Origin of the sequence: Maribacter sp. X9, assembly GCF_048537565.1 — a bacterium.
In the GTDB taxonomy this organism is placed as follows: Bacteria; Bacteroidota; Bacteroidia; order Flavobacteriales; family Flavobacteriaceae; genus Maribacter.
On sequence record NZ_CP183215.1, the window covers coordinates 1,018,010 to 1,042,552 of the forward strand.

The 24,543-nt window shown below is 38.5% G+C and carries 21 protein-coding genes; 12 read left to right on the forward strand and 9 right to left on the reverse strand.

What is annotated here, in order from left to right:
• Nucleotides 1-47 precede the first annotated feature (47 nt).
• The gene (locus ACNR9Q_RS04325) at nt 48-2,525 is read left to right on the forward strand and encodes a ribonucleoside-diphosphate reductase subunit alpha (protein WP_419213382.1); all 2,478 of its coding nucleotides are present in this window, start codon (nt 48-50) and stop codon (nt 2,523-2,525) included.
• A gap of 607 nt (nt 2,526-3,132) precedes the next feature.
• Here ACNR9Q_RS04325 and ACNR9Q_RS04330 read toward each other — a convergent pair.
• The 3 genes from ACNR9Q_RS04330 to ACNR9Q_RS04340 all read right to left on the reverse strand — a co-directional run bounded on the left by ACNR9Q_RS04330 (nt 3,133) and on the right by ACNR9Q_RS04340 (nt 6,493).
• Nucleotides 3,133-4,050, reverse strand: coding sequence for a hydroxypyruvate isomerase family protein (locus ACNR9Q_RS04330; protein WP_419213383.1), 918 nt, complete (start codon nt 4,048-4,050; stop codon nt 3,133-3,135).
• Between the two features lie 83 nt (nt 4,051-4,133).
• Entirely contained in the window at nt 4,134-4,781 is a 648-nt protein-coding gene (locus ACNR9Q_RS04335; RefSeq protein WP_419213384.1) for a gluconate 2-dehydrogenase subunit 3 family protein, read from the reverse strand.
• Nucleotides 4,781-6,493, reverse strand: coding sequence for a GMC oxidoreductase (locus ACNR9Q_RS04340; RefSeq protein ID WP_419213385.1), 1,713 nt, complete (start codon nt 6,491-6,493; stop codon nt 4,781-4,783). The genes ACNR9Q_RS04335 and ACNR9Q_RS04340 overlap by 1 nt, the downstream gene beginning before the upstream one ends.
• Before the next feature lie 166 nt (nt 6,494-6,659).
• On the opposite strand from ACNR9Q_RS04340, the gene ACNR9Q_RS04345 reads away from it, so the two are divergent.
• From ACNR9Q_RS04345 to ACNR9Q_RS04360, 4 genes are all read left to right on the forward strand, one after another.
• Nucleotides 6,660-7,652 carry a sugar phosphate isomerase/epimerase family protein gene (locus tag ACNR9Q_RS04345; protein WP_419213386.1) on the forward strand — a complete coding sequence of 331 codons (993 nt, stop codon included), beginning with the start codon at nt 6,660-6,662 and terminating at the stop codon, nt 7,650-7,652.
• Between the two features lie 11 nt (nt 7,653-7,663).
• Entirely contained in the window at nt 7,664-8,107 is a 444-nt protein-coding gene (locus tag ACNR9Q_RS04350; RefSeq protein WP_419213387.1) for a DinB family protein, read from the forward strand.
• Between the two features lie 8 nt (nt 8,108-8,115).
• Complete coding sequence (locus ACNR9Q_RS04355; RefSeq protein ID WP_419213388.1) at nt 8,116-9,345, forward strand: nucleoside permease; 1,230 nt, start codon at nt 8,116-8,118, stop codon at nt 9,343-9,345.
• Between the two features lie 230 nt (nt 9,346-9,575).
• Nucleotides 9,576-10,715, forward strand: a complete 1,140-nt coding sequence (locus tag ACNR9Q_RS04360; RefSeq protein ID WP_419213389.1) for a Gfo/Idh/MocA family protein — start codon at nt 9,576-9,578, stop codon at nt 10,713-10,715.
• A 71-nt stretch (nt 10,716-10,786) separates the two neighbouring features.
• On the opposite strand, the gene ACNR9Q_RS04365 is transcribed toward ACNR9Q_RS04360, so the two are convergent.
• Nucleotides 10,787-11,245 carry an ASCH domain-containing protein gene (locus ACNR9Q_RS04365; protein ID WP_419213390.1) on the reverse strand — a complete coding sequence of 153 codons (459 nt, stop codon included), beginning with the start codon at nt 11,243-11,245 and terminating at the stop codon, nt 10,787-10,789.
• A 398-nt stretch (nt 11,246-11,643) separates the two neighbouring features.
• Between ACNR9Q_RS04365 and ACNR9Q_RS04370 the strand changes: the two genes are divergently transcribed.
• From ACNR9Q_RS04370 to nadD, 6 genes are all read left to right on the forward strand, one after another.
• Nucleotides 11,644-12,696: a sugar phosphate isomerase/epimerase family protein gene (locus ACNR9Q_RS04370; protein WP_419213391.1), complete on the forward strand. Its 1,053-nt coding sequence runs from the start codon at nt 11,644-11,646 to the stop codon at nt 12,694-12,696.
• Nucleotides 12,697-12,709: 13 nt separating this feature from the next.
• Nucleotides 12,710-13,447 carry a 3-keto-disaccharide hydrolase gene (locus tag ACNR9Q_RS04375; protein WP_419213392.1) on the forward strand — a complete coding sequence of 246 codons (738 nt, stop codon included), beginning with the start codon at nt 12,710-12,712 and terminating at the stop codon, nt 13,445-13,447.
• 12 nt (nt 13,448-13,459) lie between these two features.
• The gene (locus tag ACNR9Q_RS04380) at nt 13,460-14,287 is read left to right on the forward strand and encodes a 3-keto-disaccharide hydrolase (protein ID WP_419213393.1); all 828 of its coding nucleotides are present in this window, start codon (nt 13,460-13,462) and stop codon (nt 14,285-14,287) included.
• Nucleotides 14,288-14,424: 137 nt separating this feature from the next.
• Nucleotides 14,425-15,282 carry a YicC/YloC family endoribonuclease gene (locus ACNR9Q_RS04385; RefSeq protein WP_419213394.1) on the forward strand — a complete coding sequence of 286 codons (858 nt, stop codon included), beginning with the start codon at nt 14,425-14,427 and terminating at the stop codon, nt 15,280-15,282.
• Nucleotides 15,283-15,864: a guanylate kinase gene (gmk, locus tag ACNR9Q_RS04390; RefSeq protein WP_419213395.1), complete on the forward strand. Its 582-nt coding sequence runs from the start codon at nt 15,283-15,285 to the stop codon at nt 15,862-15,864.
• 5 nt (nt 15,865-15,869) lie between these two features.
• A complete protein-coding gene (nadD, locus tag ACNR9Q_RS04395) occupies nt 15,870-16,454 on the forward strand; it encodes a nicotinate (nicotinamide) nucleotide adenylyltransferase (protein WP_419213396.1) in 585 nt (194 codons plus the stop codon).
• Here the strand turns inward: nadD and ACNR9Q_RS04400 are convergent.
• The 3 genes from ACNR9Q_RS04400 to ACNR9Q_RS04410 all read right to left on the reverse strand — a co-directional run bounded on the left by ACNR9Q_RS04400 (nt 16,451) and on the right by ACNR9Q_RS04410 (nt 20,092).
• Nucleotides 16,451-17,170 carry a DUF6503 family protein gene (locus ACNR9Q_RS04400; RefSeq protein WP_419213397.1) on the reverse strand — a complete coding sequence of 240 codons (720 nt, stop codon included), beginning with the start codon at nt 17,168-17,170 and terminating at the stop codon, nt 16,451-16,453. The genes nadD and ACNR9Q_RS04400 overlap by 4 nt on opposite strands.
• Before the next feature lie 11 nt (nt 17,171-17,181).
• Nucleotides 17,182-19,449: an anion permease gene (locus ACNR9Q_RS04405; protein WP_419213398.1), complete on the reverse strand. Its 2,268-nt coding sequence runs from the start codon at nt 19,447-19,449 to the stop codon at nt 17,182-17,184.
• 247 nt (nt 19,450-19,696) lie between these two features.
• Nucleotides 19,697-20,092 (reverse strand): carboxypeptidase-like regulatory domain-containing protein, encoded by a 396-nt coding sequence (locus ACNR9Q_RS04410; RefSeq protein ID WP_419213399.1) that lies wholly within the window; start codon nt 20,090-20,092, stop codon nt 19,697-19,699.
• A 178-nt stretch (nt 20,093-20,270) separates the two neighbouring features.
• Between ACNR9Q_RS04410 and ACNR9Q_RS04415 the strand changes: the two genes are divergently transcribed.
• Entirely contained in the window at nt 20,271-21,614 is a 1,344-nt protein-coding gene (locus ACNR9Q_RS04415) for a deoxyguanosinetriphosphate triphosphohydrolase (protein WP_419213400.1), read from the forward strand.
• Here the strand turns inward: ACNR9Q_RS04415 and ACNR9Q_RS04420 are convergent.
• Both ACNR9Q_RS04420 and ACNR9Q_RS04425 read right to left on the reverse strand, forming a co-directional pair.
• Nucleotides 21,611-22,738, reverse strand: coding sequence for a DUF3078 domain-containing protein (locus tag ACNR9Q_RS04420; protein ID WP_419213401.1), 1,128 nt, complete (start codon nt 22,736-22,738; stop codon nt 21,611-21,613). The two genes, ACNR9Q_RS04415 and ACNR9Q_RS04420, sit on opposite strands and share 4 nt — an antisense overlap.
• On the reverse strand, nt 22,735-24,501 hold the full coding sequence (locus ACNR9Q_RS04425; RefSeq protein ID WP_419213402.1) for a 1-deoxy-D-xylulose-5-phosphate synthase: 1,767 nt from the start codon (nt 24,499-24,501) through the stop codon (nt 22,735-22,737). The genes ACNR9Q_RS04420 and ACNR9Q_RS04425 overlap by 4 nt, the downstream gene beginning before the upstream one ends.
• Nucleotides 24,502-24,543 lie beyond the last annotated feature (42 nt).

Here is a 24,543-nt window from a genome sequence, read left to right on the forward strand (position 1 = left end):
TGTTAAAATATTTAACACATTAATAATCCTAAAATAATTGTAGCCCCATGTATGTAGTAAAAAGAGACGGAAGAAAGGAAATGATCATGTTCGATAAGATCACGGCCAGAGTACGAAAATTATGTTATGGTCTTAATGGACTTGTAGATCCTTTAAAAGTAGCGATGCGTGTTATTGAGGGGCTTTATGATGGAGTCACTACTTCAGAATTGGATAATCTCGCTGCTGAAATTGCTGCTACGATGACTACGACCCATCCGGATTATGCAAAATTGGCTGCACGAATATCCGTTTCCAACCTGCACAAGAATACTAAGAAATCGTTTTCAGAAACAATGAACGATCTGTATGTATATGTAAACCCTAGAACCGGTAAAAAGGCACCTTTACTTTCAGATGAAGTTTATAAGGTGATTTCTGAAAATGCGGAACGATTGGATTCTACAATTATTTACAACCGTGATTTCGGCTACGATTATTTCGGCTTTAAAACATTGGAGCGTTCCTACCTGTTGAAATTAAACGGAAAGATAGTCGAACGTCCACAGCACATGTTAATGCGCGTTTCCGTTGGAATTCACCTTGACGATTTGGATGCTGCCATAGAAACCTATGAGTTGATGTCGAAAAAGTATTTTACACATGCGACACCAACCTTGTTCAATTCAGGTACTCCAAAGCCGCAAATGTCTTCTTGTTTCCTTTTGGCGATGAAAGATGATAGTATTGATGGTATTTATGATACGTTAAAACAAACCGCCAAGATTTCCCAATCCGCTGGGGGTATCGGTCTGTCCATTCATAATGTAAGGGCTACAGGTTCTTATATTGCTGGTACCAATGGAACATCCAACGGTATTGTTCCTATGTTACAGGTATTTAATGATACCGCGCGTTACGTAGATCAAGGAGGTGGAAAACGTAAAGGTAGTTTTGCTATTTATATGGAACCATGGCATGCTGATATTTATGAATTTCTAGACCTTAAGAAAAATCATGGTAAAGAGGAAATGCGGGCAAGAGATTTGTTCTATGCCATGTGGATTTCAGACTTGTTCATGAGAAGGGTGGAGGCCAATGAAGATTGGACCTTGATGTGTCCAAATGAATGTCCTGGTCTGTACAATAACCACAGTGAAGAGTTCGAAAAGTTATATACCAAATACGAAGCGGAAGGTAAAGGACGTAAAAAGGTAAAAGCCCGTGAATTATGGGAGAAAATCCTAGAATCACAAATAGAGACAGGTACGCCGTATATGTTGTATAAGGATGCCGCCAACCGTAAGAGTAACCAGAAGAATTTAGGTACTATACGCTCTTCTAACTTGTGTACAGAAATTATGGAGTACACTTCACCAGATGAGGTTGCTGTATGCAACTTGGCTTCAATTGCCTTACCTATGTTCATAAAAAATGGTTCATTTGATCATAAGGAACTATTTAAGGTGACCAAGCGGGTAACGAAAAACTTGAATAAAGTAATCGATCGTAATTACTACCCGGTCAAGGAGGCCGAAAACTCCAATATGCGCCATCGGCCAATAGGGCTTGGCGTACAAGGATTGGCGGATGCTTTTATTATGTTACGTTTACCTTTTACAAGTGACGAAGCAAAAAAACTGAATCAAGAAATATTCGAAACTTTATATTTTGCCGCAGTCACCGCATCTATGGAAATGGCAAAGGAGGAAGGTCCTTATTCTACATTTAAAGGTTCCCCAATATCAAAAGGTGAGTTTCAACACAACATGTGGGGAATTAAAGATGAGGAATTGTCAGGTAGATGGGATTGGGATAAACTTAGAAAGGAAGTAAAGAAGAATGGAGTTAGAAATTCATTATTAGTAGCTCCAATGCCAACGGCTTCAACATCTCAAATATTGGGAAACAATGAGTGCTTTGAGCCATATACTTCAAATATTTATACAAGACGTGTGCTTTCCGGAGAGTTCATTGTGGTCAATAAGCACCTTTTGGAAGACCTTGTTGGTCTAGGAATGTGGAATGAAAATATGAAACAGGAATTGATGCGTGCCAACGGTTCCATTCAACATATTGAAACTATACCACAAGATATTAGAGAGTTATACAAGACCGTTTGGGAGCTTAGTATGAAAGATATCATCGACATGTCCAGACATAGAGGGTACTTCATTGATCAAAGTCAATCTTTGAACTTGTTCATGGAAAATGCCAACTATTCCAAATTGACTTCTATGCATTTTTATGCTTGGAAAAGCGGTTTAAAAACGGGAATGTACTATCTGCGAACTAAATCGGCTGTAGACGCTATTAAATTTACGTTAGACAATACAAAGAAAAAGGAAGAGCCTGTTAGTATTGCAGTGGATACTGAAGTGATGACGCCTGCAACAGTTATGGTAGAACCTCAAAAAGCAGCAACCCAATTACAGCCCCAAGCAGAATTGGATGTAGAGCCATTAACGCCACAAGAGATGAAGGAAATGATCGCTAGAGCGAAAGAAGGTCAAGCAGATGATGATTGTTTAATGTGTGGGTCTTAAAAACGATACTAGATTAACCAACTGATAAAAAGACCCCGTATATGCGGGGTCTTTTTAATTGCGGCTAGCCGAGGTTAAGATGGGGTGTTTTTAAATATTGTGTTTACTATAAGGCCTAAAACTCTGGTAGACTAAATGGCAAGCAGTAACTCTAAATAACATTGTTGCGTAATTGTCCTAGAATTTAGTAGTAGGGAAATAGGGTATATACGGCTTTAATTTGGATTTGGATTACGGAAATTTGATGAAATCGTTGAATAAACTGTTAAAATACAGTTTGTTAAGGTGAATAAAATAGTTCCATTTTGAAATCAACTTGGCCTTATAAAGGGTCAATGAATTAGATTGCCACTTTCTATAAATAGAATAGGACAATTTAGAAATCACTAGAAGTATAGTGTAGACGATAAGTAGGTATACATATGAAGACATACACAAAAGAACAAAAAAGTAGGTAAAAACCTACATTTTTGTTGTGCGGTTCATCGAAAAGTTATATTTATTCGATGAAATGCATTTTTATTTATACTATTCCTGAGTCCAATAATGTGTTTAAGCATTTTGAAAGTTGTTGAAAAGTACATTAGTATGATCGCCCATGTTCACATTACATGAAATTATCTTCTTTTTTGTAAGCTTCTATAACCGCCAACTCTCCTTCCTTACCATTTTTAGAGTTTCCATGTTCCATTCCTAGAACGCCATTAAATCCCTTTTCATGAATCCATTTAAAAACGTTCTTATAATTGATTTCACCCGTAGTAGGTTCATTCCTTCCAGGATTATCACCAATCTGTATATAGGCAATTTCATCCCAAGTCAAATCCATATGGTGAATTAAATTCCCTTCGTTCTTTTGCATATGATAGATGTCGTACAGTATTTTACATGAAGGGCTATCTACACCTTTGCAAATGAGATACGTTTGTTCAGAAGTCTGTAAATGAAGGTCAGGAGAGTCTGATAGTGGTTCTAGAACCATTACCAAGCCATGGGGTTCAAGAATCTCAGCACCCCGGCGCAAGGCATCAATGACATTTGCATTCTGTATTCCAATGGGCAAGCTTCTTTGGTAAGACCCGGGAACAACGGTCATCCATTTTGCATTGACCCTTTTTGCAACCTCGACAGCTCTTTTGCATCCATCCAAGAAAATATCCAAGTGTTCCTTTTTGCCGGCTGCCAATGTATTTTCCATATTGCCACCCTTATCCACTACAAAAACGCCCATGGTCATATCACGTTTTGTCAATGTTTCACTTATCTTTTCCTGTAAGGCAATGTCCCGATTCATCATTCCATTATCTTCAAATGCTTTAAAACCTTGGTCTGCCATAAAATTGATTTGATCTATGGGATCATCACCAGCGAGATTCTTGAACATTCCTAAATGGGGAGCGTACTTCAAATTGAATTGATGGGCCGCTCCCGAGGTTCTTGTAATATTGGCATAAGAGAGCGCACTGCCTATAGTTATAGCACCCGTACCGAGGGTTGATTTTTGTATGAAGCTTCTTCTTTTCATATTATATTATTTCTAACTAGAAAAGCCAAGAAATAGAAAGAATCTTACTCTTGGCTTTTGCTAATGGTTACTTATTGTTCAATTTACAAGGACCAATCTTTGCCTCCTGTAAGCTCTTGAAGATCACCACAGGCGATATACTCTCCAGGAACCGGAAGATAGGCTAAAACTTCTTCGCCAATATATTCAGACGCTTTATAGCCCCAGATTACCAAACCTCTTAAATTATTGGCAAATGCAAATCTCGTGGTCTCCTCGTCAAGGGTAGGGTTTTCACCTTTTTCCAGTGCTTCTGAATAACTAGTAATGGCTTCGAACATTTCCGTCTGATCATCCTTAGAATATTTTAAAGAGCTTGAGAGTACAGGTTCTAGATCTTCTGCCGTTAAATCGGCTCCCTTTTCCTTACCTGAATCAGCCAAGGCTTTATTGACAAATTTATCCATGGACATTTTGAGGAAATCTTGATCCTTTTTTTCCATTACATCCTTAGCGAACCTGTCAATAAAAATATCGACCTGAAGCTCAGAAGCGGCAGGGGTATCTGTTTTCGGTAATATAATATCCACCAACGTAGTAATCACATGTCCTTGATCTTTTGTTATGAATTCAGGTGTCCACGTAACGGCGGGTTCGTTCTTGCAACTTTGTACAATTCCTAATAAAGTAGGAGTAGCCACCATATATCCAAGTGACAGCCCCATATTTTTCAATACGCGTCTTCTATCCATTATATATTTCCTTTTTTGAGTTCTTTTACGGCGTGATCTGCAGCCCGCGCCGTAAAGGCCATGTACGTTAATGATGGGTTTACACAATTGGCAGATGTCATAAACGAACCATCTGTCACATATACATTTGGCACATCATGCAATTGGTTATTGCCGTTCAATACAGAGGTTTTTCTATCTCTACCCATACGTGCGGTTCCCATCTCATGAATACCCAAACCTAAAGCTCCAGGATTGTCATAAGGAGTGACATCTTTCAAGCCCGCTTTTGTCAACATGTCAACAGCCGATTCTTTCATGTCTTCACGCATTTTCCATTCGTTTTCCTTGAATTCTGCATCAAAAGTTACGGTCGGTAATCCCCAATCGTCCAACTTATCATAATCAAGTGTAAATCTATTTTCTTCATATGGCAGTACTTCGCCGAAACCGGTCATGCCAAATTGCCACCCCCCTGGTTTTAATATCGCATCTTTTAGTTCTTTTCCATAGGACAATTCTGCCACAGTATCTTCCCAATTACCTCTTGAGGCGCCACCTTGATAGCCAAATCCGCGTTTGTAATCAGAGCGATCAGAGCTTCCACCGAGATTTCTGAATCTTGGGATATAGATTCCATTTGGTTTTCTTCCTTTATAATATTTATCCTCATAACCGTCAAAATTACCACGCGCCCCAACTCCTAAATGATGATCCATAATGTTACGACCTAATTGATCTGACGCATTCCCCATACCATTCGGGAAAGCATCTGATTTGGATTGCATTAATATTGAAGTGGATGCTATTGCAGAAGCACAAAGGAATATAACTTTCGCTTTGAACTCATGTGTTTCTTTGGTAACTCGATCTATAACTTTTACGCCCGTCGCTTTTTTTGTATCTGGATCATACATTACTTCATGTACGATTGAATCTGGTCGTAAGGTCATGTTCCCAGTAGCTTCAGCAGCTGGAAGTGTTGAGGAAAGACTACTGAAATATGCACCAAAAGGACAACCTCTTATACATCTGTTTCTAAACTGGCACTTACTTCTTCCGTCAAATTGCTTGGTTCCCGTTAAATGAGCGACACGACCTGCGGTCACCACTCGCCCGTCAAAATTTTCGGCTACTTTTTCCTTAAAATGTTGTTCAACACAGTTTAAGTCCATCATGGGTAAAAATTGACCGTCAGGAAGTTGTTCCAAGCCTAAATTCTCTCCACTTACACCAATGTATGTTTCTACCTTGTCGTACCATGGTGCAATGTCTTTATAGCGTACTGGCCAATCGATTGCGATGTTTTCCTTTTTATTCGCACCAAAGTCGATATCGCTCCAGCGGTAACTTTGACGGCCCCATTGTAATGAGCGTCCGCCAAGGTGATATCCCCTCATCCAATCAAAGCGTTTGGTTTCGTTGTAAGGGTGCTCCAAATCATTTACGAACCACATATGGCTTGCTTGGCTCGTAGTATATCCGGTTCTATTTTGTTTGGGTTGCTGCTCTATAATTTCTTTAGTGGCAACTCCTCCATTGGGAAAATCCCACGGATCTTTATTTGCGGTAATATAGTCATCAATATGCTTTACCATACGGCCACGTTCCAAAACGAGGGTCTTCAAACCTGCTTCACACAATTCTTTAGCGGCCCAACCACCACTGATACCGGTTCCTACCACAATGGCGTCGTAAGACCCTTGCTCTTCATTGTAATAAAATTTGCTCATAAAAGTTGTTTATTCCCTAAATTTATTAAATATAAAATTAATTCTATACATTTAATGCCCGTAATTGTTGCGAAATCCTTTAAAATTAAGCTAAAGTAAGGATAATGAACAATTTAAAATATCTTTAATCTAAAACATAAATCTTAAATCAGACCTAAAACCCATCATGAAAAGAAGAAATTTTATACGGAATACCTCAACTGTAGGATTAGGAATTTCCATTTTAGGAACCTATGCCTGTAAGGATACGAAAAAAGAAAAAAGCGAAGAGGCAGCCGCCATGAAAGATGACAAAGCGGTAGAACCCTTTTTTAAACTATCATTGGCGCAATGGTCTATTCATAATATGATCAGAGAGGATAAGGTTGATCCTTATACATTTGCCGAAAAGGCAAAAAACTGGGGCTTTACAGGCTTGGAGTATGTGAGTCAGTTATATGATCCAGAACTATCAAATGCCGGTTATTCTCCTGAGGCTATGGCCAATTTCGTGGCGAAATCAAATGCGGAAGCTGAAAAGTACGGAATGAAAAACGTATTGATCATGATTGATGGTCAAGGTGAAATGGCCGTCAATGATGAGAATGAACGTAATGAAACGGTAGAAAAACATAAAAAGTGGGTAGATGCAGCGGCGGCCATGAGTTGTCATGCCATAAGGGTTAATTTAAGTGGGAGTGCCGATCCAGAAGAGTGGAAGAAAAATTCAATTGACGGACTTACCAAATTGGCCACTTATGCAAAAGACAAGAATATCAATATTTTAGTGGAGAATCATGGAGGGCTTTCTTCCAACGGAGCTCTACTTGCAGAAGTGATGAAGAATGTGGACATGGATAATTGCGGTACACTACCAGATTTTGGCAATTTCTGCATCGAGCGTAAACCAGATAGTTGGGACTGTGTAAAGGAATATGACAAGTACAAAGGGGTAAGTGAATTAATGCCCTATGCAAAAGCGGTGAGTGCCAAATCCAATAATTTTAATGCAGAAGGATATGATACCGGAATAGATTATGTTAAGATGTTAGAAATAGTCAAAGAAGCGGGTTATACTGGTTATATCGGCGTTGAATTTGAAGGTACTGAAATAAGTGAGGAAGCTGGCATTATTGCGACTAGAGATTTGTTGTTAAAAGCGTCCCAAGAATTGGGTTAATGTATGCCTATATGAAAGCTTTTTTCAATGAAATTTTTGACTATAATTATTATTGCAATAAAAAACTTATCACAGAGTGTTTGGGGTTGAAAGATGTGCCTCCAAGAACAAAAGTTCTTTTTAGCCATATATTAAATGCACATCATATTTGGAATGCACGTATGTTGAAAAAGAGCGAGGAGTATGAAGTGTGGCAAGACCATGATATTAAGGATTGGGCAGATATTCATTATGAAAATCAGCGGAATTCTTTTGAAATTGTCTCCAATGCAGACGGTTTTGATAAACGTATAGATTACGAAAATTCCGAAGGCCGACTTTTTACGAATACCCTACAGGGTATGCTGTTCCATATTGTCAACCATTCGACGAACCATAGGGGTCAAATAGCCGTTGATTTTAGGAATAATGGCATAACCCCGATCGGATTGGATTATGTTCATTATAAAAGATAAACTCGATCATGAAAAATAGTGTGCGTGCACAACTTTGCTTCATGATGTTTCTGGAGTTCTTTATTTGGGGTGCATGGTTTGTAACCCTTGGCACTTTTTTAGGAAATAACTTAAATGCTACAGATGGTGAAATTGCTTTGGCTTTTTCCACACAGTCTTGGGGTGCCATTATTGCCCCTTTTGTAATTGGGGTTATTGCGGACAGATATTTTAATGCGGAACGAATTTTAGGGATGCTCCATCTCTTGGGGGCCTTGCTTATGTATACCATGTACGGCACTACTGAATTCGGCACTTTTTATCTTTTGGTTTTGGGCTATATGATTTTGTATATGCCAACTTTGGCCTTGGTGAATTCGGTTTCTTTTAATCAAATGAAAAACCCGGCAAAGGAATTTTCAATGGTACGGGTTTTTGGCACCTTAGGATGGATTATTGCAGGACTTTCAATCAGTTATATTTTTAATTGGGACAAAGAGACGAATATTGGGTCAGGGCTACTTAAAAACACTTTTTTGATGACCTCCATAGCCTCCTTGATTTTAGGTCTTTTTAGTTTTACCCTGCCAAGAACACCACCTAAGGCAACTACGTCTGAAAAGTTTAATTTAAAAGAGCTGCTAGGGTTAGATTCTTTGAGTTTGTTCAAGGACAGAAACTTTTTGATATTCTTTATTTCGTCGGTCCTAATCTGTATCCCTTTAGCATTTTATTATCAAAATGCTAACCCATTCCTGGTAGAGATTGGAATGGAAAACCCCACTGGAAAAATGACACTGGGTCAATTATCTGAAATAGTCTTCATGATTTTGCTACCCTATTTCTTTACAAGATTCGGTTTTAAAAGAACTATTCTGGTTGCAATGGCCGCTTGGGTCATACGATATTTGCTATTTGCGTTCGGTGATGTAACGGGGCTGGGGTTTATGTTGCTTATAGGAATCGCGCTACATGGTATTTGTTATGATTTTTTCTTTGTCTCCGGTCAAATTTATACGGATAGTAAGGCCGGTGATAAATTCAAGAGCTCTGCACAGGGGTTAATTACATTGGCCACCTATGGAGTAGGGATGTTGATAGGATTTTGGGTGGCCGGACAAATTTCCACAACCTATCTTTTGAGCGATGGCAATCATGTTTGGGAAACGATTTGGATTTACCCCGCAGGTTTTGCCCTAGTCGTATTTGTTTTATTCGGGGTGTTTTTCAAATCCGAGAAAATAAAGTTTAAGCCTTAAACTATTGTTGGTCGAAATGAAGTTTCCTTAAAAATGATAAAGGTAATCATGAATCGATCGATGCTCTAATAGGAGTGTGTTTTAGTTATTGCTAAGAGAGCTATGGTCTCTGTACGGTTTCATTTAGGTTTGTATCTTTGTGATAATCGTATACTTTTTAGTTAAGTAAAAGGGGAAATGCGAAAGAAAATAGATTTAGAAATTAATTAATCAATTTAAATAGTTAACAAATGCCAAAAAAAATACGTTTAGGAATTTTAGGAGGGGGAGGAGATTCCCTGATTGGAGTTTTACATAGGGTCGCATCCCTCATTAATGATAATTATCAAATTACAGGTGCGGTATTCAATCCTAATTTCGAGGATAATTTAGCTTTCGCAAAGGAGATTGATGTCCCCTTGAACCGTATTTACAAGGATTTTGATACGCTCATCGAAGAGGAATTGAAACTTCCAGAAGACGAACGTATTCAAGTATGTTCCATTTTAACTCCAAATTTCCTGCATTACCCAATGGCTAAAAAATTGTTGGATAATGGTTTTCATGTGATTTGCGAAAAGCCAATGACCACTTCTTTAGAAGAGGCTAAAGATTTGCAGAAATCCCATGAAAAAGCAGGAACCGTCTTTGCCTTGACACATACCTATACCGGTTACCCTATGGTACGCCAAATGCGGGAGATGATCAAAGCAGGTGCCTTAGGTAAAATTCATAAAGTCGATACTAGATATTATCAAGGTTGGATCAATACCATAATCCATGATAAGGAAAAGCGTTCGTCTGTCTGGAGATTAGACCCAGAAAAGGCAGGTATCAGTTCTTGTATGGGCGATATAGGGGTACACGCCTTCAATTTGGTAGAATATACCACGGGCTTAAAGGTAGATAAATTGTTATGCGATTTCAATTACTTGTATGAGGATAACAAAATGGATGTCGACGGAACGGTGTTGATTCGTATGGGCGACCACGTTAAAGGTGTTATAAGGGGTAGCCAGGTAGCCACCGGAGAAGAAAATGGACTGGCAATTGCAATTTATGGCGAAAAAGGGGCCTTTAGATGGGAGCAGGAAAACCCGAATTTCTTATACAAATTAAGTGATACCGAGCCGACTCAAATTTACAAACCGGGTCATGCCTACAATTCTGAATTATCATTGGGAGGAACTAAATTACCTCCTGGACATCCAGAAGGTATTTTTGATTCCATGGCAAATATCTACTTGGGTGCGGCACGGGCCATTAGAGGTGAAAAATATAATGACGGCGAATTCCCTACGATGACAGATGGGGTACGTGGAATGAATTTTATAGAAGCTACCGTTGAGTCACATAAAGGTGGGAATACCTGGGTTTCTCTAGAAGCCTAAGCTTAATTTAAGAACTATGAAAAAGAGCCGCTTTAAGCGGCTCTTTTTTTTGTTGATCTAGTGAATAGTATTTAAAAAACTTTGTCAAATTCTTCACAAACCACAATCATGCTGTCTGTAGGTGCTCTGTTAAATTTGGCCAGTTCCCGGGTGTAATAATCCCAATGTACTTTCTTCCAGTATGTCAATGATTTGTCGCCTTCACCTTCTTTTTCGGCATAGGAAGCGTTAATGAGAAAGTAAGGCTTCAGGGTGACTTTTGTCGTTCTTATGATACATTGAGCTTCACCTTCCCAATTGGTAACTACTGTAAGTTCACCAATTTTAGGTAAAGGTTCGTTTTGTTGTTGTAGTCCAAGCAAGGAGTGTGACGTCGCTTTTTTAACGCCATTTTTCACCAAAATCGCCAGTTCGTTGGCATCCTTTTCATTGTCTCCGAAATAAGTGGTTTTTGGTGCGCTTTCAAAAGCATGTTCCAAATGGGCTTCTAAAAAGTCGCCCCACATAGTTTTGACAGAAGTATTTTCCATAGGTCTAAATTATACTCAAAAGTGCAACAATATAGTGAACCTTAATTGAACTAGTATTTTCCCGAGAAAATTTAATCAGGTTTGGGTTAAAATCGGCAAAAATCAAGGCTAGAAAGCTTGTACGTTTAAGTATATTGATAAGTTGATTTTTAATCCGTTTTCGGGTAATTCTTCAGCGATGAATCCACCGCGAATACCTGTGCCATCCACAACAGTGTATTAAATTACCTCTTTATTCATCGCCGTAATTTTATCTTTTTGTATAGGGATTTGCTATATTTATACCTTAACCTTAGAGGATTTATAAAAAGGCTGAGTGATTTTTAATTATTAATCATAATGGTCTGTATTAATTACCTTAATATTAATTGAATAACTTAATAGATAGTAGATTTCGTATGAAAACAATTAAAGGCCCAGCCGTATTTTTAGCTCAATTCGTAGATAGTAAAGCACCTTTTAATTCCTTGGACGGAATGTGTAAATGGGCGGCAGACCTTGGCTATAAAGGAATACAAATACCTACTTGGGAAAGTTTCCTTATTGATTTGGACAAGGCTGCTGAAAGTAAGGATTACTGTGATGAGCTAAAAGGGAAGGTAAATTCTTATGGACTTGAAATCACGGAACTTTCTACGCATTTGCAGGGACAGTTGGTAGCGGTACACCCGGCCTATGATTTAATGTTCGATTCTTTTGCGCCTGAAAAACTGCATGGTAATCCTAAGGAGCGTACGAAATGGGCGATTGAAACAGTTAAAAAGGCAGCAACGGCGAGTAGACATTTGGGCTTAAATGCACATGCAACATTTTCAGGATCCTTATTATGGCATACGATGCATCCATGGCCACAAAGACCTGCGGGATTGGTGGAGATGGGATTTGAAGAATTGGCCAAAAGATGGTTGCCAATATTGAATCACTTTGATAAGGAAGGCGTCGATGTTTGTTACGAAATTCACCCTGGTGAAGACTTACATGATGGCGATACCTTTGAGCGTTTCTTGGAAGCCACCGGAAACCATAAACGGGTAAATATACTTTATGACCCAAGTCATTTTGTGCTACAGCAATTAGATTATATTGCTTATATCGACCATTACCATGAGTTTATAAAATCTTTTCATGTAAAGGATTCTGAATTTAATCCAACAGGAAAGAAAGGTGCTTTTGGTGGATACAATGATTGGGGAAATAGGGCAGGTAGATACCGTTCATTGGGCGATGGTCAAATAGATTTCAAAACGATATTTTCGAAACTTACCCAATACGGTTGTGATGTTTGGGCGGTAATGGAATGGGAATGTTGTATCAAGAGTCCAGAACAAGGTGCTCGTGAAGGAGCAAAATTCATTCAGGACCATATTATTGAAGCTACTGAAAAGACATTCGACGATTTTGCCGGTGCCGAGATTGATACGGAGATGTTGAAAAAAATGTTAGGACTTTAATATAAATAGAATTATGAAAAAAATAATTATTGGTGTTGCGTTGTTAGGTTTTATTATTTCCTGTAAAGAGAAAAAAAAAGAAACTAAAGAAGAAGCGGTTGCGGAAATTGAGGTTCCTAAAAATGATTGGGAAGTTTTGTTCGATGGTACTTCGTTAGATAAATGGAAAGAATTTAAAAGTGATTCTGTAAGCGATGTTTGGAAAATAGAAGGTGAAGCTTTGGTTTACACACCGCCAGGTGAAGGTGGGGAGAAAAAGAACCACGACCTCGTCACAAGAAAAGATTATACAGATTTTGTTCTGTCACTGGACTGGAAAATATCAGAAGCTGGAAACAGTGGTGTTTTTTGGGGTGTAAAGGAAGATTCCATGTATCGTACAGGTTACCAAACAGGTCCTGAAGTACAAATTTTGGATAATGAAAAGCACCCGGACGCTAAAGCGGGTACCACCCATCAATCTGGGGCCTTATATGATATGGTGGCTCCTGTAAAAGATGTGACCAATCCGGTTGGGGATTGGAACACCATGGTCATAACGGTAAACCATAAGGAACATAAGGGTAGTGTAATGTTGAATGGAGTGGAAGTAGTGACTTTCCCCTTGTCAAATGAGAAATGGGATGCCATGGTTGCCGATTCCAAATTTGCTGGTTGGGAAGGTTTTGGGAAATTTACAACGGGTAAGATTGGCCTTCAGGATCATCATAACGTGGTTTCATTTAAGAATATAAAAATCAAACAACTTTAATCAACAGATAAAATGAAAAATGGATTTTTTTTAACGGCAATGGCGGTATCGATTATGGCGGTTTCCTGTCAAGAAAAGGTGAAAGTAGACCCTTTGGAAGGTGGTACTGAAATAAAAAATGATAGTGTCATCGTATACGAGGAATATTCAGGGACGGAACCAACAACACCTGAGGAAACCGAATTTTATGAGCCAAAGGTGCCTGTGGTAAAGCCTGGCGCTATGGGCGCCCCGCCAAGCGACGCTATCGTACTTTTTGACGGTACCAGTTTGGATAATTGGATCAGTTCAGTCGATAGTACTGCCGCACAATGGCATTTGAACAAAGATGGTAGTATGACCGTAAACGATAAAACAGGAAATATACAGACCAAGCAAAATTTTGGAGATGTGCAGTTGCACATTGAATGGAAATCTCCACTACCAGTACAGTTAGAAGGACAGCATAGGGCAAATAGTGGTATTTTCCTCGATGGTATTTATGAAGTACAGGTTTTGGACCAAAACGATAATCCTACCTATGTGAACGGTCAGGTGGGGTCTATTTACAAGCAACATGTGCCATTGGCCATGGCTTCCGTTCCAACGGGAGAATGGAATACGTATGATATTATTTACCACGCCCCGGAATTTAATGTAGATGGAGGTAAAATAAAATCGGGAGATATAACTGTTATCCATAACGGGGTTTTGGTGCAGGATCATGTCGAAATAAAAGGGACTACTCCTTATATTGGGTGGCCAAAAAATCCACCTCATGGTAAGGGCCCATTATTGTTGCAGGATCATGGAGATGATAGTCGTGTAAGCTATAGGAATATCTGGGTGAGAGAACTATAGATTTGGCATTTGAAATTGTATTATTTTGGAGTAAATAAGAATTAATTCTTGTTTACTCCTTTTTTTAATAGCTTGGGTATGTGATGAAATCATAATTTTACAATTACCGTACCTTTGTGAAAATTTAAAATATATTTATGATCCAATCCATGACCGGTTTTGGTAAGCATGTAGTTCAATTGCCCAACAAAAAAATTACGGTAGAAATAAAGTCCTTGAATAGTAAGAGTATCGATTTAAATGCACGTATGCCCTCTAATTATCGCGAAAAGGAGTTGGAACTAAGAAAATTGATAGCAAGTTCATTAGAGCGTGGCAAAGTAGATTTCAGTCTCTATGTTGAAATTACAGGAGATGAAACTACTTCTCAAGTGAACGAAGTTGCTGTGAAACAGTACATGGGCCAGCTAAAAAATATAGCTACTGGTGATGATCTGAGGTTATTAGAAATGGCACTTCGATTCCCAGATGCTATGAAAACAGCAAAAGAGGATATTGATGAAGAGGAATACGAGGCTATATTAATTGCTCTTGAAGGAGCCTTGGTAGAAATCAATAGGTTCAGGTCTGAAGAAGGAAGTGTTCTAGAACAGGACTTTATAGAGAGAATAGTTGCCTTAGAACAATTATTGGCTGAGGTTGTTAAAATCGATCCAGAACGTCAAGGTACAATTAGGGAGCGTTTGGAAAAGGCGGTACAGGAAATAAAAGCTGATATAGACGCCAATCGGTTTGAACAGGAACTTATTTATTATTTAGAAAAATACGATATCACTGAGGAGAAGGTGCGGTTGGCCAACCACTTGGACTATTTTGCTAGAACGTTAAAGTCTGAAGACAGTAACGGTAAAAAGCTAGGTTTTATATCTCAGGAAATAGGACGAGAAATCAATACCATTGGTTCAAAAGCAAATTATGCCCCAATGCAACAATTAGTGGTTCAAATGAAAGATGAGCTTGAAAAGATTAAGGAACAAATGTTAAATGTGCTATAAATGAAAGGGGGAAAACTTATTATTTTTTCTGCACCTTCCGGAAGTGGAAAAACAACAATTGTGAGACATCTGTTGGCCCAACCTGAACTGAATTTGGCTTTTTCCGTATCAGCAACATCCAGACCACGACGGGGAAAAGAGAAGAATAAGGAGCATTATTATTTCATGTCGGTCTCAGAGTTTAAAAATCATATAAAAAACGATGATTTTTTGGAGTGGGAAGAAGTTTATCGTGATAATTTTTATGGTACGCTAAAAAGTGAGGTGGAGCGACTGTGGGCCGAAGGCAAGAATGTTATTTTTGATATTGATGTGGTGGGAGGACTTCGCATAAAAAAGAAATTTCCAGAACGTACCTTGGCCGTTTTCGTTAAACCACCGAGTGTTGACGAGTTAAAGATTCGATTGAAGAAGCGCAGTACTGAAAGCGATGATAAGATCAATATGCGCATCGCCAAAGCTTCCGTAGAATTGGCCACAGCTCCGCAATTTGACAGAATTATCAAGAATTATGATTTGGATACGGCCCTTAAAGAAGCGGTGGACCTAGTAGCTGCATTTATTGGAACCGAAAAGGAATAGCATATATGAAAAAGGTTGGTCTTTATTTCGGAACCTTTAACCCTATTCATGTTGGCCATTTAATCATTGCGAATCACCTCGTGGAGTTTTCAGATTTAGATGAGGTTTGGTTTGTGGTCACACCGCAAAGCCCTTTTAAGGTCAAAAAAACCCTTTTAGATAATCATCACAGATATGCGATGGTTTATGAAGCGACTAAAGAGTATCCAAAATTGAGCCCTAGTAGAATTGAGTTTGAGTTGCCACAACCGAATTATACAATAGATACACTGGTTCATTTAGATGAAAAATATCCTGCGGATCATAGCTTTTCACTAATAATGGGGGAAGACAATTTAAAAAGTTTCCATAAATGGAAGAACTACGATACCATTTTGGAGAACTACGATATCTATGTATATCCGAGAATTGCAGAAGGTGCAATAAACCATCAATTTCAAGGTCATGAAAAGATTCAGTATGTTGATGCCCCCATCATTGAAATCTCATCTACCTTTATTAGAAAGGAACACAAAAAAGGGAAAAATATAAAACCTATGTTGCCCTCGGAAGTCTGGACCTATATGGATGAAATGAATTTTTACCGTTAGGGTATGGCGGTCATTTTTTGCAAAATATCCGTGCCTAAATACGTGTTGTCCTTATTGTAATACCAAGCCCGTACCTTAGGAATATTCATACCATCTACATGGGTCAGTTCAGAGAGTAGAATGTATTCCCCATCATTTTTGCTTTCATCATGGAAGAACCGATAAACTTCCATGGCATAAGTTTTTGGGTCGAAGTAAAAATACCAGGTATCGGATCCAACTTCCTTATCATACCCTGCTTTAAGAACTAAATATTCTTTTCCTTTAAACGTTTTGGTTGTTACTTTAGAATCTATTAGTGTACCGGGGTCCTTTAATTTCATGGGTAGACCATAAAGATAAGTATAGTAATTCTTCAACATTTTGGCACGGTCACAGGTTATTTTTAAACTGTCCTTGATTTTTGGGATTATGGCTGTGCTTCCATTTAATTTCAAGGTACATTCTCCTTTGTCCAATTCAGATTCTATGGTATAACTATCTTTTGTGACGGTCGACTTAAAATAGTTAGAAAGCAAATCCATCTGTATGACGGTTCTGCGCAAACTACTATTGGGCGTTTCCATTTCAACCAACATTTTTCCTTTAAACGATTTCCAATTCCCCTCGGGATCATGAAAGGAAATAGCACGTTCAAGTAATTCTGTGCCGGATATATTCTGTGCTTGAGTAAAATAACTCAGGACAAGAAACAAGGTCAGAAAATAGTATTTCATGTCAAGGTGCGTTAATCTAACCGGGCAGGGGCAATTTTGCCGTCATACTCTTTATAGTATTGCTCAAGAAGATTCATGGTAGCGGTCATCAAATCTCTTGTTTCCAGTAAAATAGTAAAGTACAGTGTAGTGTTTTTCGGACTTGATTCTTCAGTACGGGTACGTTCAACTTGTAGTTCTATTTTCTGCGAAACCAAATCGTATAATTCTTGCTTATTGTTAAGGATGTTTCCAATTTTTTCAAAAGACCGTTCTTCAAAGGCGGTTTGTGTATTGTTCAGAATTTCCGCAAGTTTATAGTCGATTTGCTTCAGTTCCTTGATTTGGTTGTACTTTAATTTCTTGTGATTGTTGTTGACATGTTTGTGACTAACCTTACCAATATAATCTAATGACTGGGAAATATCGGTTAAATGCCCCATGGCATTGATGTAAAAATTACTTGCACCGATATGTGCTTCATCCAAATTTTTAATAAAATAGAAGGTATGATTGCGCAAATCTTCAATTTCAGAAGATAATTTGCTTCCCTGCTTCTTATTCTTTTTAAGAAGACTTAAATCCTGTTTTGCCAAACCGTTTATAGTATTGGAATAAATCTTGTTGGTTCTTTTGACTACATTGGCGATGTTCTTTGCACTTTCTTCAATAACCCCTTGAACGGAGCTGCTTTCCGCACGTTCCAACTTTTCTTCCTCTTTAGATTCCTTTAATTTTTTGGTGTGTGAAATGTAATTTTTGCCAATTAAGAAAAAGGCCAATAAAAGTAGTATGCTAATGGCGTAGATTCCACCTACGTGAATGATGTAAGCAATTGTCGCTGCAGCCAAGAAAGCAATGATAGCGGTAAAGAACCATCCTCCAATTACATTAAGAACGCCAGCGACTCTGTACACTGCACTTTCGGATCCCCAAGCACGATCGGCCAGTGAACTACCCATTGCCACCATAAAAGTAACGTACGTGGTCGATAACGGTAGTTTTAAGGAGGTAGCCATTGAAATCAATACACTGGCCACCATAAGGTTTACAGAAGCCCGTATCAAATCAAAAGCAGGTTGATCTTTCACTTTTGCTTTAGTAATATAGGCATGGGGTTTTTCGAATTGTTTGTCAATTCTTTTTTTAAGACCGTTCGGAATAAGTCCGTTTAGATTTTCGGAAGCTTTTATGGAATATTTTACAATTTGTCTCGATAAAAAGTTAGGTTCAAAACGCTCATCCCCTTCATCTTGTCTAGAAAGGTCGACGCTTGTTTTTACCACACTCTTTGCCTTAGAGGAAAACCAAAGTGTTAATACCATGACCACCCCTGATGCCAATAAAAGATATGTTGGGGTCTGCACGGCTACGGCTAATCCTTTCATGTTATAATCAGCGGCTAATTGTCCTGAATTGGACCAACTCACAAAAGATTCGTATGCAGCTAGGGGTACCCCAATGAAATTCACCAAATCGTTTCCGGCAAAGGCCATCGCAAGGGCAAAAGTGCCTATAACGATAATGATCACATAGATATCCCATTTCAAAAAACGTGTGACCAACCATGACAGTATAAACCAAACCCCTATGTTGATCAGTATGAAAAGTTCTGGATTTTCTGAAATTAATTGGGTGGCATTTGGACTTAGTATGGAGGTTCCTTTCAGTCCTTTTACGATGATGAAATAAACGATTCCGGTTATGGCAAGACCCCCGAAAATAGCCCCGACCCATTTAGGTTTTTCTTCAAACTTAAACGATAAGAGAATTCTGGTTATAAATTGTACCAAGGCACCAATGGTAAAAGCGATGGCTACCGAAAGTAGTATTCCCATAATGATCTCACTCGCTTTATCGGTGTTTATATAATTTATCAAGTGTGTAAAATTACCATCACCTGCGTAAATCTTAACCAATGAAATCGCTACTGCCGCTCCTAATAATTCAAATACGATCGAAACCGTCGTAGAAGTAGGCATGCCCAGGGTGTTGAAAAAGTCTAGAAGTAAAATATCGGTAATCATTACCGCCATGAAAACGATCATGATTTCTGCGAACACAAATTCTGACGGATTAAATATTCCTTTTCGGGCAACTTCCATCATACCACTTGAGGAAACGGCGCCAAAAGCGATTCCAATACTGGCAACGATCATTATGGTTTTAAAGGAAATGGCTTTGGACCCTATCGCAGAATTTAAAAAATTAACCGCATCGTTACTGACACCTACTATTAAGTCAGTTATAGCCAAGACGGCCAATGCGATAATCATAAAAAAGTATATGTTTTCTTCCATCAAAGTTTTGAATAAAAAACAAAAATGATCTTATAAATTATCATTCAGGTTAAAATAAGGTTATGAAGTTAAAATAGCGGTATTTATTGGGTTAATTACAAATTCAACCGGCGTTTCATAATTATGGGTCAAAATACTAATTTCTTTTTGAAATTACCGTTTTAAACGACGTGAAGAATAATGACTGATAGTGTAATAATTTTGGTCAGCCAACCTTTTTGACGACTAAAAAAAGTAAAAATGAATTCTATCGCTTTTGAAGAAATTTTCTTGAGGCGAAAACCCACGCTTTATCAACATTGGTTACATCAGCGGTTGAAGGCAACGCCAAGGTTTTTGCGTGTAAGGTCTCTAAAATTTCAATGCTTTCCCCGGCCTCTAAATTAACAGGGAGCTCGATAACTTCATATCCCAAAAACTGAACGATAATATCATAATGCCCGGGAATTAAATCGTTGAACTCAAAATTTCCTCGAAAATTGGTGTGTGTAGAACTGTCGGTGTTCTTTATTGAAACGGTCGCCATTAATAACGGTTCATTAAAAAGTTCACCATCCAATATTTTACCTTGAATAGTGCCGGTTTCTTGTCCGTAAGAAAAGAAACAAATAATCAGCGAGAACAGAAAAAAAGCTTTTTTCATTTGTCGGTTTATTTCAAGTGCAAATAAACCGACGTTAGGTTAAGTTAAGGTTATCTAAGGTTTATGAATTTATGTTTTAATGGTTAAGATTATGTGACGTGTAATTTATCGTTTACCATTTTAGGTCCCTTAAGGAAATATCAAAAAATGTATCTTGCAGGCTTCAAAATGGAATAGCATGAATTGGGAACAATTACTTTCTTTGCGCAGGCAAGGAGATAAGAATAAACGATTGCGTAACGAGCAGGACGAGACTCGTTTAGGGTTTGATGTAGATTATGACCGAATCATTTTTTCTTCAGCGTTTAGAAGTTTACAGGATAAGACCCAAGTTATTCCACTCTCCAAAACAGATTTTGTGCATACAAGGTTGACCCATAGTTTGGAGGTTTCGGTAGTGGGGAGAAGTTTGGGTCGATTGGCCGGAAAGAAAATTATTGAAAAGCATCCCTACCTAAAAGAAGTTCATGGCTACGTTTTCAATGACATTGGGGCAATAGTGGCGGCCGCGGCTTTAGCACATGATATAGGTAATCCACCTTTTGGTCATAGCGGCGAAAAGGCCATTGGGGAGTATTTTAAAACAGGCAACGGATTGCGCTATAAGGAACAACTTACTGCAGTAGAATATCAAGATATCATCGATTTTGAGGGAAATGCCAATGGCTTTCGATTAATGACACAAGACAGGGCAGGGGTATTAGGTGGATTACGCTTAAGCTATGCTACACTCGGTGCATTCATGAAATACCCCAAAGAATCACTTCCTAAAAGACCTACAGCGCATATTTGCGATAAGAAATTCGGATTTTTCCAAAGTGAAAAGGAGATTTTCAGCGAAGTGGCTGAAGATCTGGGCTTACCAAACAGGAGTGCGAACGGCGGCGTCTCTTATGGAAGGCATCCATTGACTTTTTTGGTCGAAGCCGCCGATGATATTTGTTATACCATCATCGATTTCGAAGATGGTATTAATCTCGGACTCATTTCAGAGGATTATGCGTTAGAATACCTTATAAAACTGGTTAAGGACACTATAAATACCAAAAAGTATAATTCTTTAGAATATATGCAAGACCGTCTGAGCTATTTAAGAGCTTTGGCCATAAATACCCTCATACAAGATGCGGTCTCTATCTTCATCACCCATGAAGAAGATATGTTGAATGGAACGTTTGAAGTATCACTGATGGATAAAAGTAGTTACAAGGCACAAATCGACGATATCATTCGTTTAAGTGTGCATAATATATATCAATCACAAGAAGTCGTTGAAAAGGAAATAGCTGGCTATACCATTATTTCCGATATTCTAGATGTTTATATTGATGCCTTAATAGGTAAAAAGAATGATAATGCCTCTAACTACCATGAACTCATGCTACGAACTCTGCCTGATTTTTATCAACGCACGGATACATCGCTGTATGAAATTCTATTGAATACCTGTTGCTATGTGGCAAGCTTATCTGATAGTGCGGCCGTACACATTCATAATAAAATTAAAGGTAGGCAACTTTAAAAGTTGTAAAGTACGCCCAGACCCAATACCTGTTTGAATTGAATTTTCGGGACACCTGGGCTCACTATAGTGCCATTGTCATTTTTCACAATGTCAAAACGGATATCGTCATCATATATCATTTGTGTACTAAGGCTTGTCGTTATATACTTGTTCACTTTCATGTTAAAATTGACTTCCCAGTCTACATCGATATTGCCAAAATCATTCAGGTAATCTGTGTAGAGGTTCAACCGACTTTTTACGTCAACGTTTGTGGCAATGGTATAATTTATATTGTTCGTAATTAAAATACCAAGTTCCATCATGTGGTTTTCGCCGGGAGTGATCACATTTCCATTTTCATCTAAGACCGCTGCTTTGACACCAAACGCTCCATTATCTGCCAATCGTTGATCAAGAACAAACGTCGATTTTTGTGTGAGAGGAGATAGGTATAGATTGAATTTTTGGTCTTTGGTTATAAAAGATGTTCCAGCACCGAAGAGGAGATATCCTGGGGCCATAAATCTAGAAATAGGAGTTTCGCGATCAGGATATTTGTACCCGTTTGAAAACTGTGAATTAAAGTTGAGCTGTACAGAATAGAACCAATTGCTTATCGTATCTCTTCGATACCCGAGGTTTGAACTGTAACGGATAACATCCTCCGTTTTGCGTAACTTTCTTCCGGCCTGTGCATTTAATCCATAACGCAGTTCCATATTATTGTCCCATTGAAAACTGCTGAATTTATATTTTCTTGCCAATTTCAAAAATCCTAGACCACTAACGGCGTTATCTCCACCTGCATTCCAGTTTACGAACGCTACTTCGCTCATGTTAATTCCAAAACTGTTTTCCTTTTCCCAAAAAGAGGGCACCCTAAACCTTTTGAAACCTTCCTCTAAGGTTTTGGTCTTGTTAAATGTAATGGGAGGAATTTTCAGATTTACATTTTTTCGTTGAGGGTAAATCTTGTTGACGGTTCTTCGAATTACTATTGTATCTATTGCTACACTGTCGATAGCTGTGCTATCTGGAACAGTTGGAGACGGAATCGAATCTTGGCCATAGGACCAAAATGTGATTAATAGGAGTAATGGAAGTAAACTCTTAATGTGTTGGGAAACTATTTGTCTCATAGAAATTGTTGGACGTATTTTTTTACGGAAATCTTATCTATTCCTGCTTTTTCATATAGTTTTTCAGTAGGGCCATGCTCTATAAAACAATCTGGGACACCAAATATCTTAATATTTTTAGGGATTTCAATACTATTTGCAAATTCTAATATGGCACTACCAAATCCTCCGGTTGCCGAGCCGTCTTCTAAAGTGATTATTTTGTCAAATTTTTCAAAAATTTCCTTGAGTAGCGTTTGGTCCAATGGTTTTATGAACGGGAAATGGTACTGTGCTATTGCATCGGGTTTGGGTATCTCATTAATTAATTCGCTTACCATATTTCCTATAGGGCCGGTGCTGATTATGGCGATGGTTTGTCCGTCTTTTAAACATTGACCTTTTCCTATACTTAACTTTTTCATTGGTTTTAGCCATTCAATTAAACTTCCTTTGCCTCTAGGATAACGTATGGCAATAGGATGCTCTAGTCCTAATTGTGCCGTATACATCATATTTCGTAGTTCAAGTTCGTTTAGGGGCGAAAAAATAGCAAGGTTTGGAATACACCTTAAATAGGGGATGTCAAAAACACCGTGGTGGGTAGGACCATCTTCCCCGACCAATCCTGCACGATCTAAACAGAAAATTACGGGTAGATTTTGCAGAGCGACATCGTGAATGACCTGATCATAGGCTCTTTGCAGAAATGTGGAATAAATGTTGCAAAAAGGAATAAGACCGTCAGCAGCCATTCCTGCAGCCATTGTAACAGCATGTTGCTCTGCAATACCTACATCAAACGCCCGGTCGGGTAGTTCATCCATCATGAATTTTAAAGAGCTACCCGTAGGCATCGCCGGGGTTATACCGACTATTTTTGGATTTTTCAACGCTAACTCTACTAAGGTCTTTCCAAATACATCTTGAAATTTGGGTGCTTCTTGTATAAATTGCTTCTTTTGAAGTTCTCCTGTTTGTTTATCGAATTTACCTGGGGCATGATAGGTTACCTGATTTTCTTCTGCTTTTTGAAGTCCTTTGCCTTTAGTGGTTATAATGTGCAGTAGTTTGGGTCCCTCCATTTTTTTCAGACGCTGTAATTCTTGTATGACTAGGGGTAGGTCATGACCATCAACGGGACCCGTGTAATTGAAATTAAGGCATTCGAAGATGTTTTCTTCTTTTGCGGTCCCTATTTTCACGTTAGTAAGGTATTTTTTTAATGCGCCGACACTTGGATCGATACCCATGGCATTATCGTTCAGAACGATTAGAATATTGGCATTGGTAACCCCTGCATGGTTTAACCCTTCAAAAGCCATACCGCTGGCAATCGATGCATCGCCAATAACCGCTATGTGCTGTCTCTGGACAAATCCCTTTAACTGGGCCGAAAGAGCCATTCCTAATAATGCCGATATAGAGGTCGAACTATGCCCCGTGCCAAAAGCATCATACACACTCTCCTCCATTTTGGGAAAACCACTTATGCCCCCCAATTGTCTGTTCGTGTCGAATATGGATTTTCTACCTGTTAGTATTTTATGTCCGTATGCTTGATGGCCCACATCCCATATTAATTTATCGGTAGGCGTATTGAATACATAATGCAGTGCGATAGTCAACTCGACCACACCTAAACTTGCACCCAAATGGCCCTCTTTTACCGATATGATATCAATAATAAATTGACGTAATTCCTGAGCCAGTTTAACCAATTGTTCGGGGTTTAAGGTCCGTAGGTCCTCAGGTGTGTTAATATGTTCAAGAATTGCTTTCAAATTACTCTAATCATAAGCAACAAAAATACTTTTTTAAAAATG

What these genes read in the sequence shown, in the direction of transcription:
- ACNR9Q_RS04325 (WP_419213382.1), top strand. Translation starts at nt 48, where the DNA reads ATGTATGTAGTAAAAAGAGACGGAAGAAAGGAAATGATCATGTTCGAT.
- ACNR9Q_RS04330 (WP_419213383.1), bottom strand. Translation starts at nt 4,050, where the DNA reads ATGAAAAGAAGAAGCTTCATACAAAAATCAACCCTCGGTACGGGTGCT.
- ACNR9Q_RS04335 (WP_419213384.1), bottom strand. Translation starts at nt 4,781, where the DNA reads ATGGATAGAAGACGCGTATTGAAAAATATGGGGCTGTCACTTGGATAT.
- ACNR9Q_RS04340 (WP_419213385.1), bottom strand. Translation starts at nt 6,493, where the DNA reads ATGAGCAAATTTTATTACAATGAAGAGCAAGGGTCTTACGACGCCATT.
- ACNR9Q_RS04345 (WP_419213386.1), top strand. Translation starts at nt 6,660, where the DNA reads ATGAAAAGAAGAAATTTTATACGGAATACCTCAACTGTAGGATTAGGA.
- ACNR9Q_RS04350 (WP_419213387.1), top strand. Translation starts at nt 7,664, where the DNA reads ATGAAAGCTTTTTTCAATGAAATTTTTGACTATAATTATTATTGCAAT.
- ACNR9Q_RS04355 (WP_419213388.1), top strand. Translation starts at nt 8,116, where the DNA reads ATGAAAAATAGTGTGCGTGCACAACTTTGCTTCATGATGTTTCTGGAG.
- ACNR9Q_RS04360 (WP_419213389.1), top strand. Translation starts at nt 9,576, where the DNA reads ATGCCAAAAAAAATACGTTTAGGAATTTTAGGAGGGGGAGGAGATTCC.
- ACNR9Q_RS04365 (WP_419213390.1), bottom strand. Translation starts at nt 11,245, where the DNA reads ATGGAAAATACTTCTGTCAAAACTATGTGGGGCGACTTTTTAGAAGCC.
- ACNR9Q_RS04370 (WP_419213391.1), top strand. Translation starts at nt 11,644, where the DNA reads ATGAAAACAATTAAAGGCCCAGCCGTATTTTTAGCTCAATTCGTAGAT.
- ACNR9Q_RS04375 (WP_419213392.1), top strand. Translation starts at nt 12,710, where the DNA reads ATGAAAAAAATAATTATTGGTGTTGCGTTGTTAGGTTTTATTATTTCC.
- ACNR9Q_RS04380 (WP_419213393.1), top strand. Translation starts at nt 13,460, where the DNA reads ATGAAAAATGGATTTTTTTTAACGGCAATGGCGGTATCGATTATGGCG.
- ACNR9Q_RS04385 (WP_419213394.1), top strand. Translation starts at nt 14,425, where the DNA reads ATGATCCAATCCATGACCGGTTTTGGTAAGCATGTAGTTCAATTGCCC.
- gmk (WP_419213395.1), top strand. Translation starts at nt 15,283, where the DNA reads ATGAAAGGGGGAAAACTTATTATTTTTTCTGCACCTTCCGGAAGTGGA.
- nadD (WP_419213396.1), top strand. Translation starts at nt 15,870, where the DNA reads ATGAAAAAGGTTGGTCTTTATTTCGGAACCTTTAACCCTATTCATGTT.
- ACNR9Q_RS04400 (WP_419213397.1), bottom strand. Translation starts at nt 17,170, where the DNA reads ATGAAATACTATTTTCTGACCTTGTTTCTTGTCCTGAGTTATTTTACT.
- ACNR9Q_RS04405 (WP_419213398.1), bottom strand. Translation starts at nt 19,449, where the DNA reads ATGGAAGAAAACATATACTTTTTTATGATTATCGCATTGGCCGTCTTG.
- ACNR9Q_RS04410 (WP_419213399.1), bottom strand. Translation starts at nt 20,092, where the DNA reads ATGAAAAAAGCTTTTTTTCTGTTCTCGCTGATTATTTGTTTCTTTTCT.
- ACNR9Q_RS04415 (WP_419213400.1), top strand. Translation starts at nt 20,271, where the DNA reads ATGAATTGGGAACAATTACTTTCTTTGCGCAGGCAAGGAGATAAGAAT.
- ACNR9Q_RS04420 (WP_419213401.1), bottom strand. Translation starts at nt 22,738, where the DNA reads ATGAGACAAATAGTTTCCCAACACATTAAGAGTTTACTTCCATTACTC.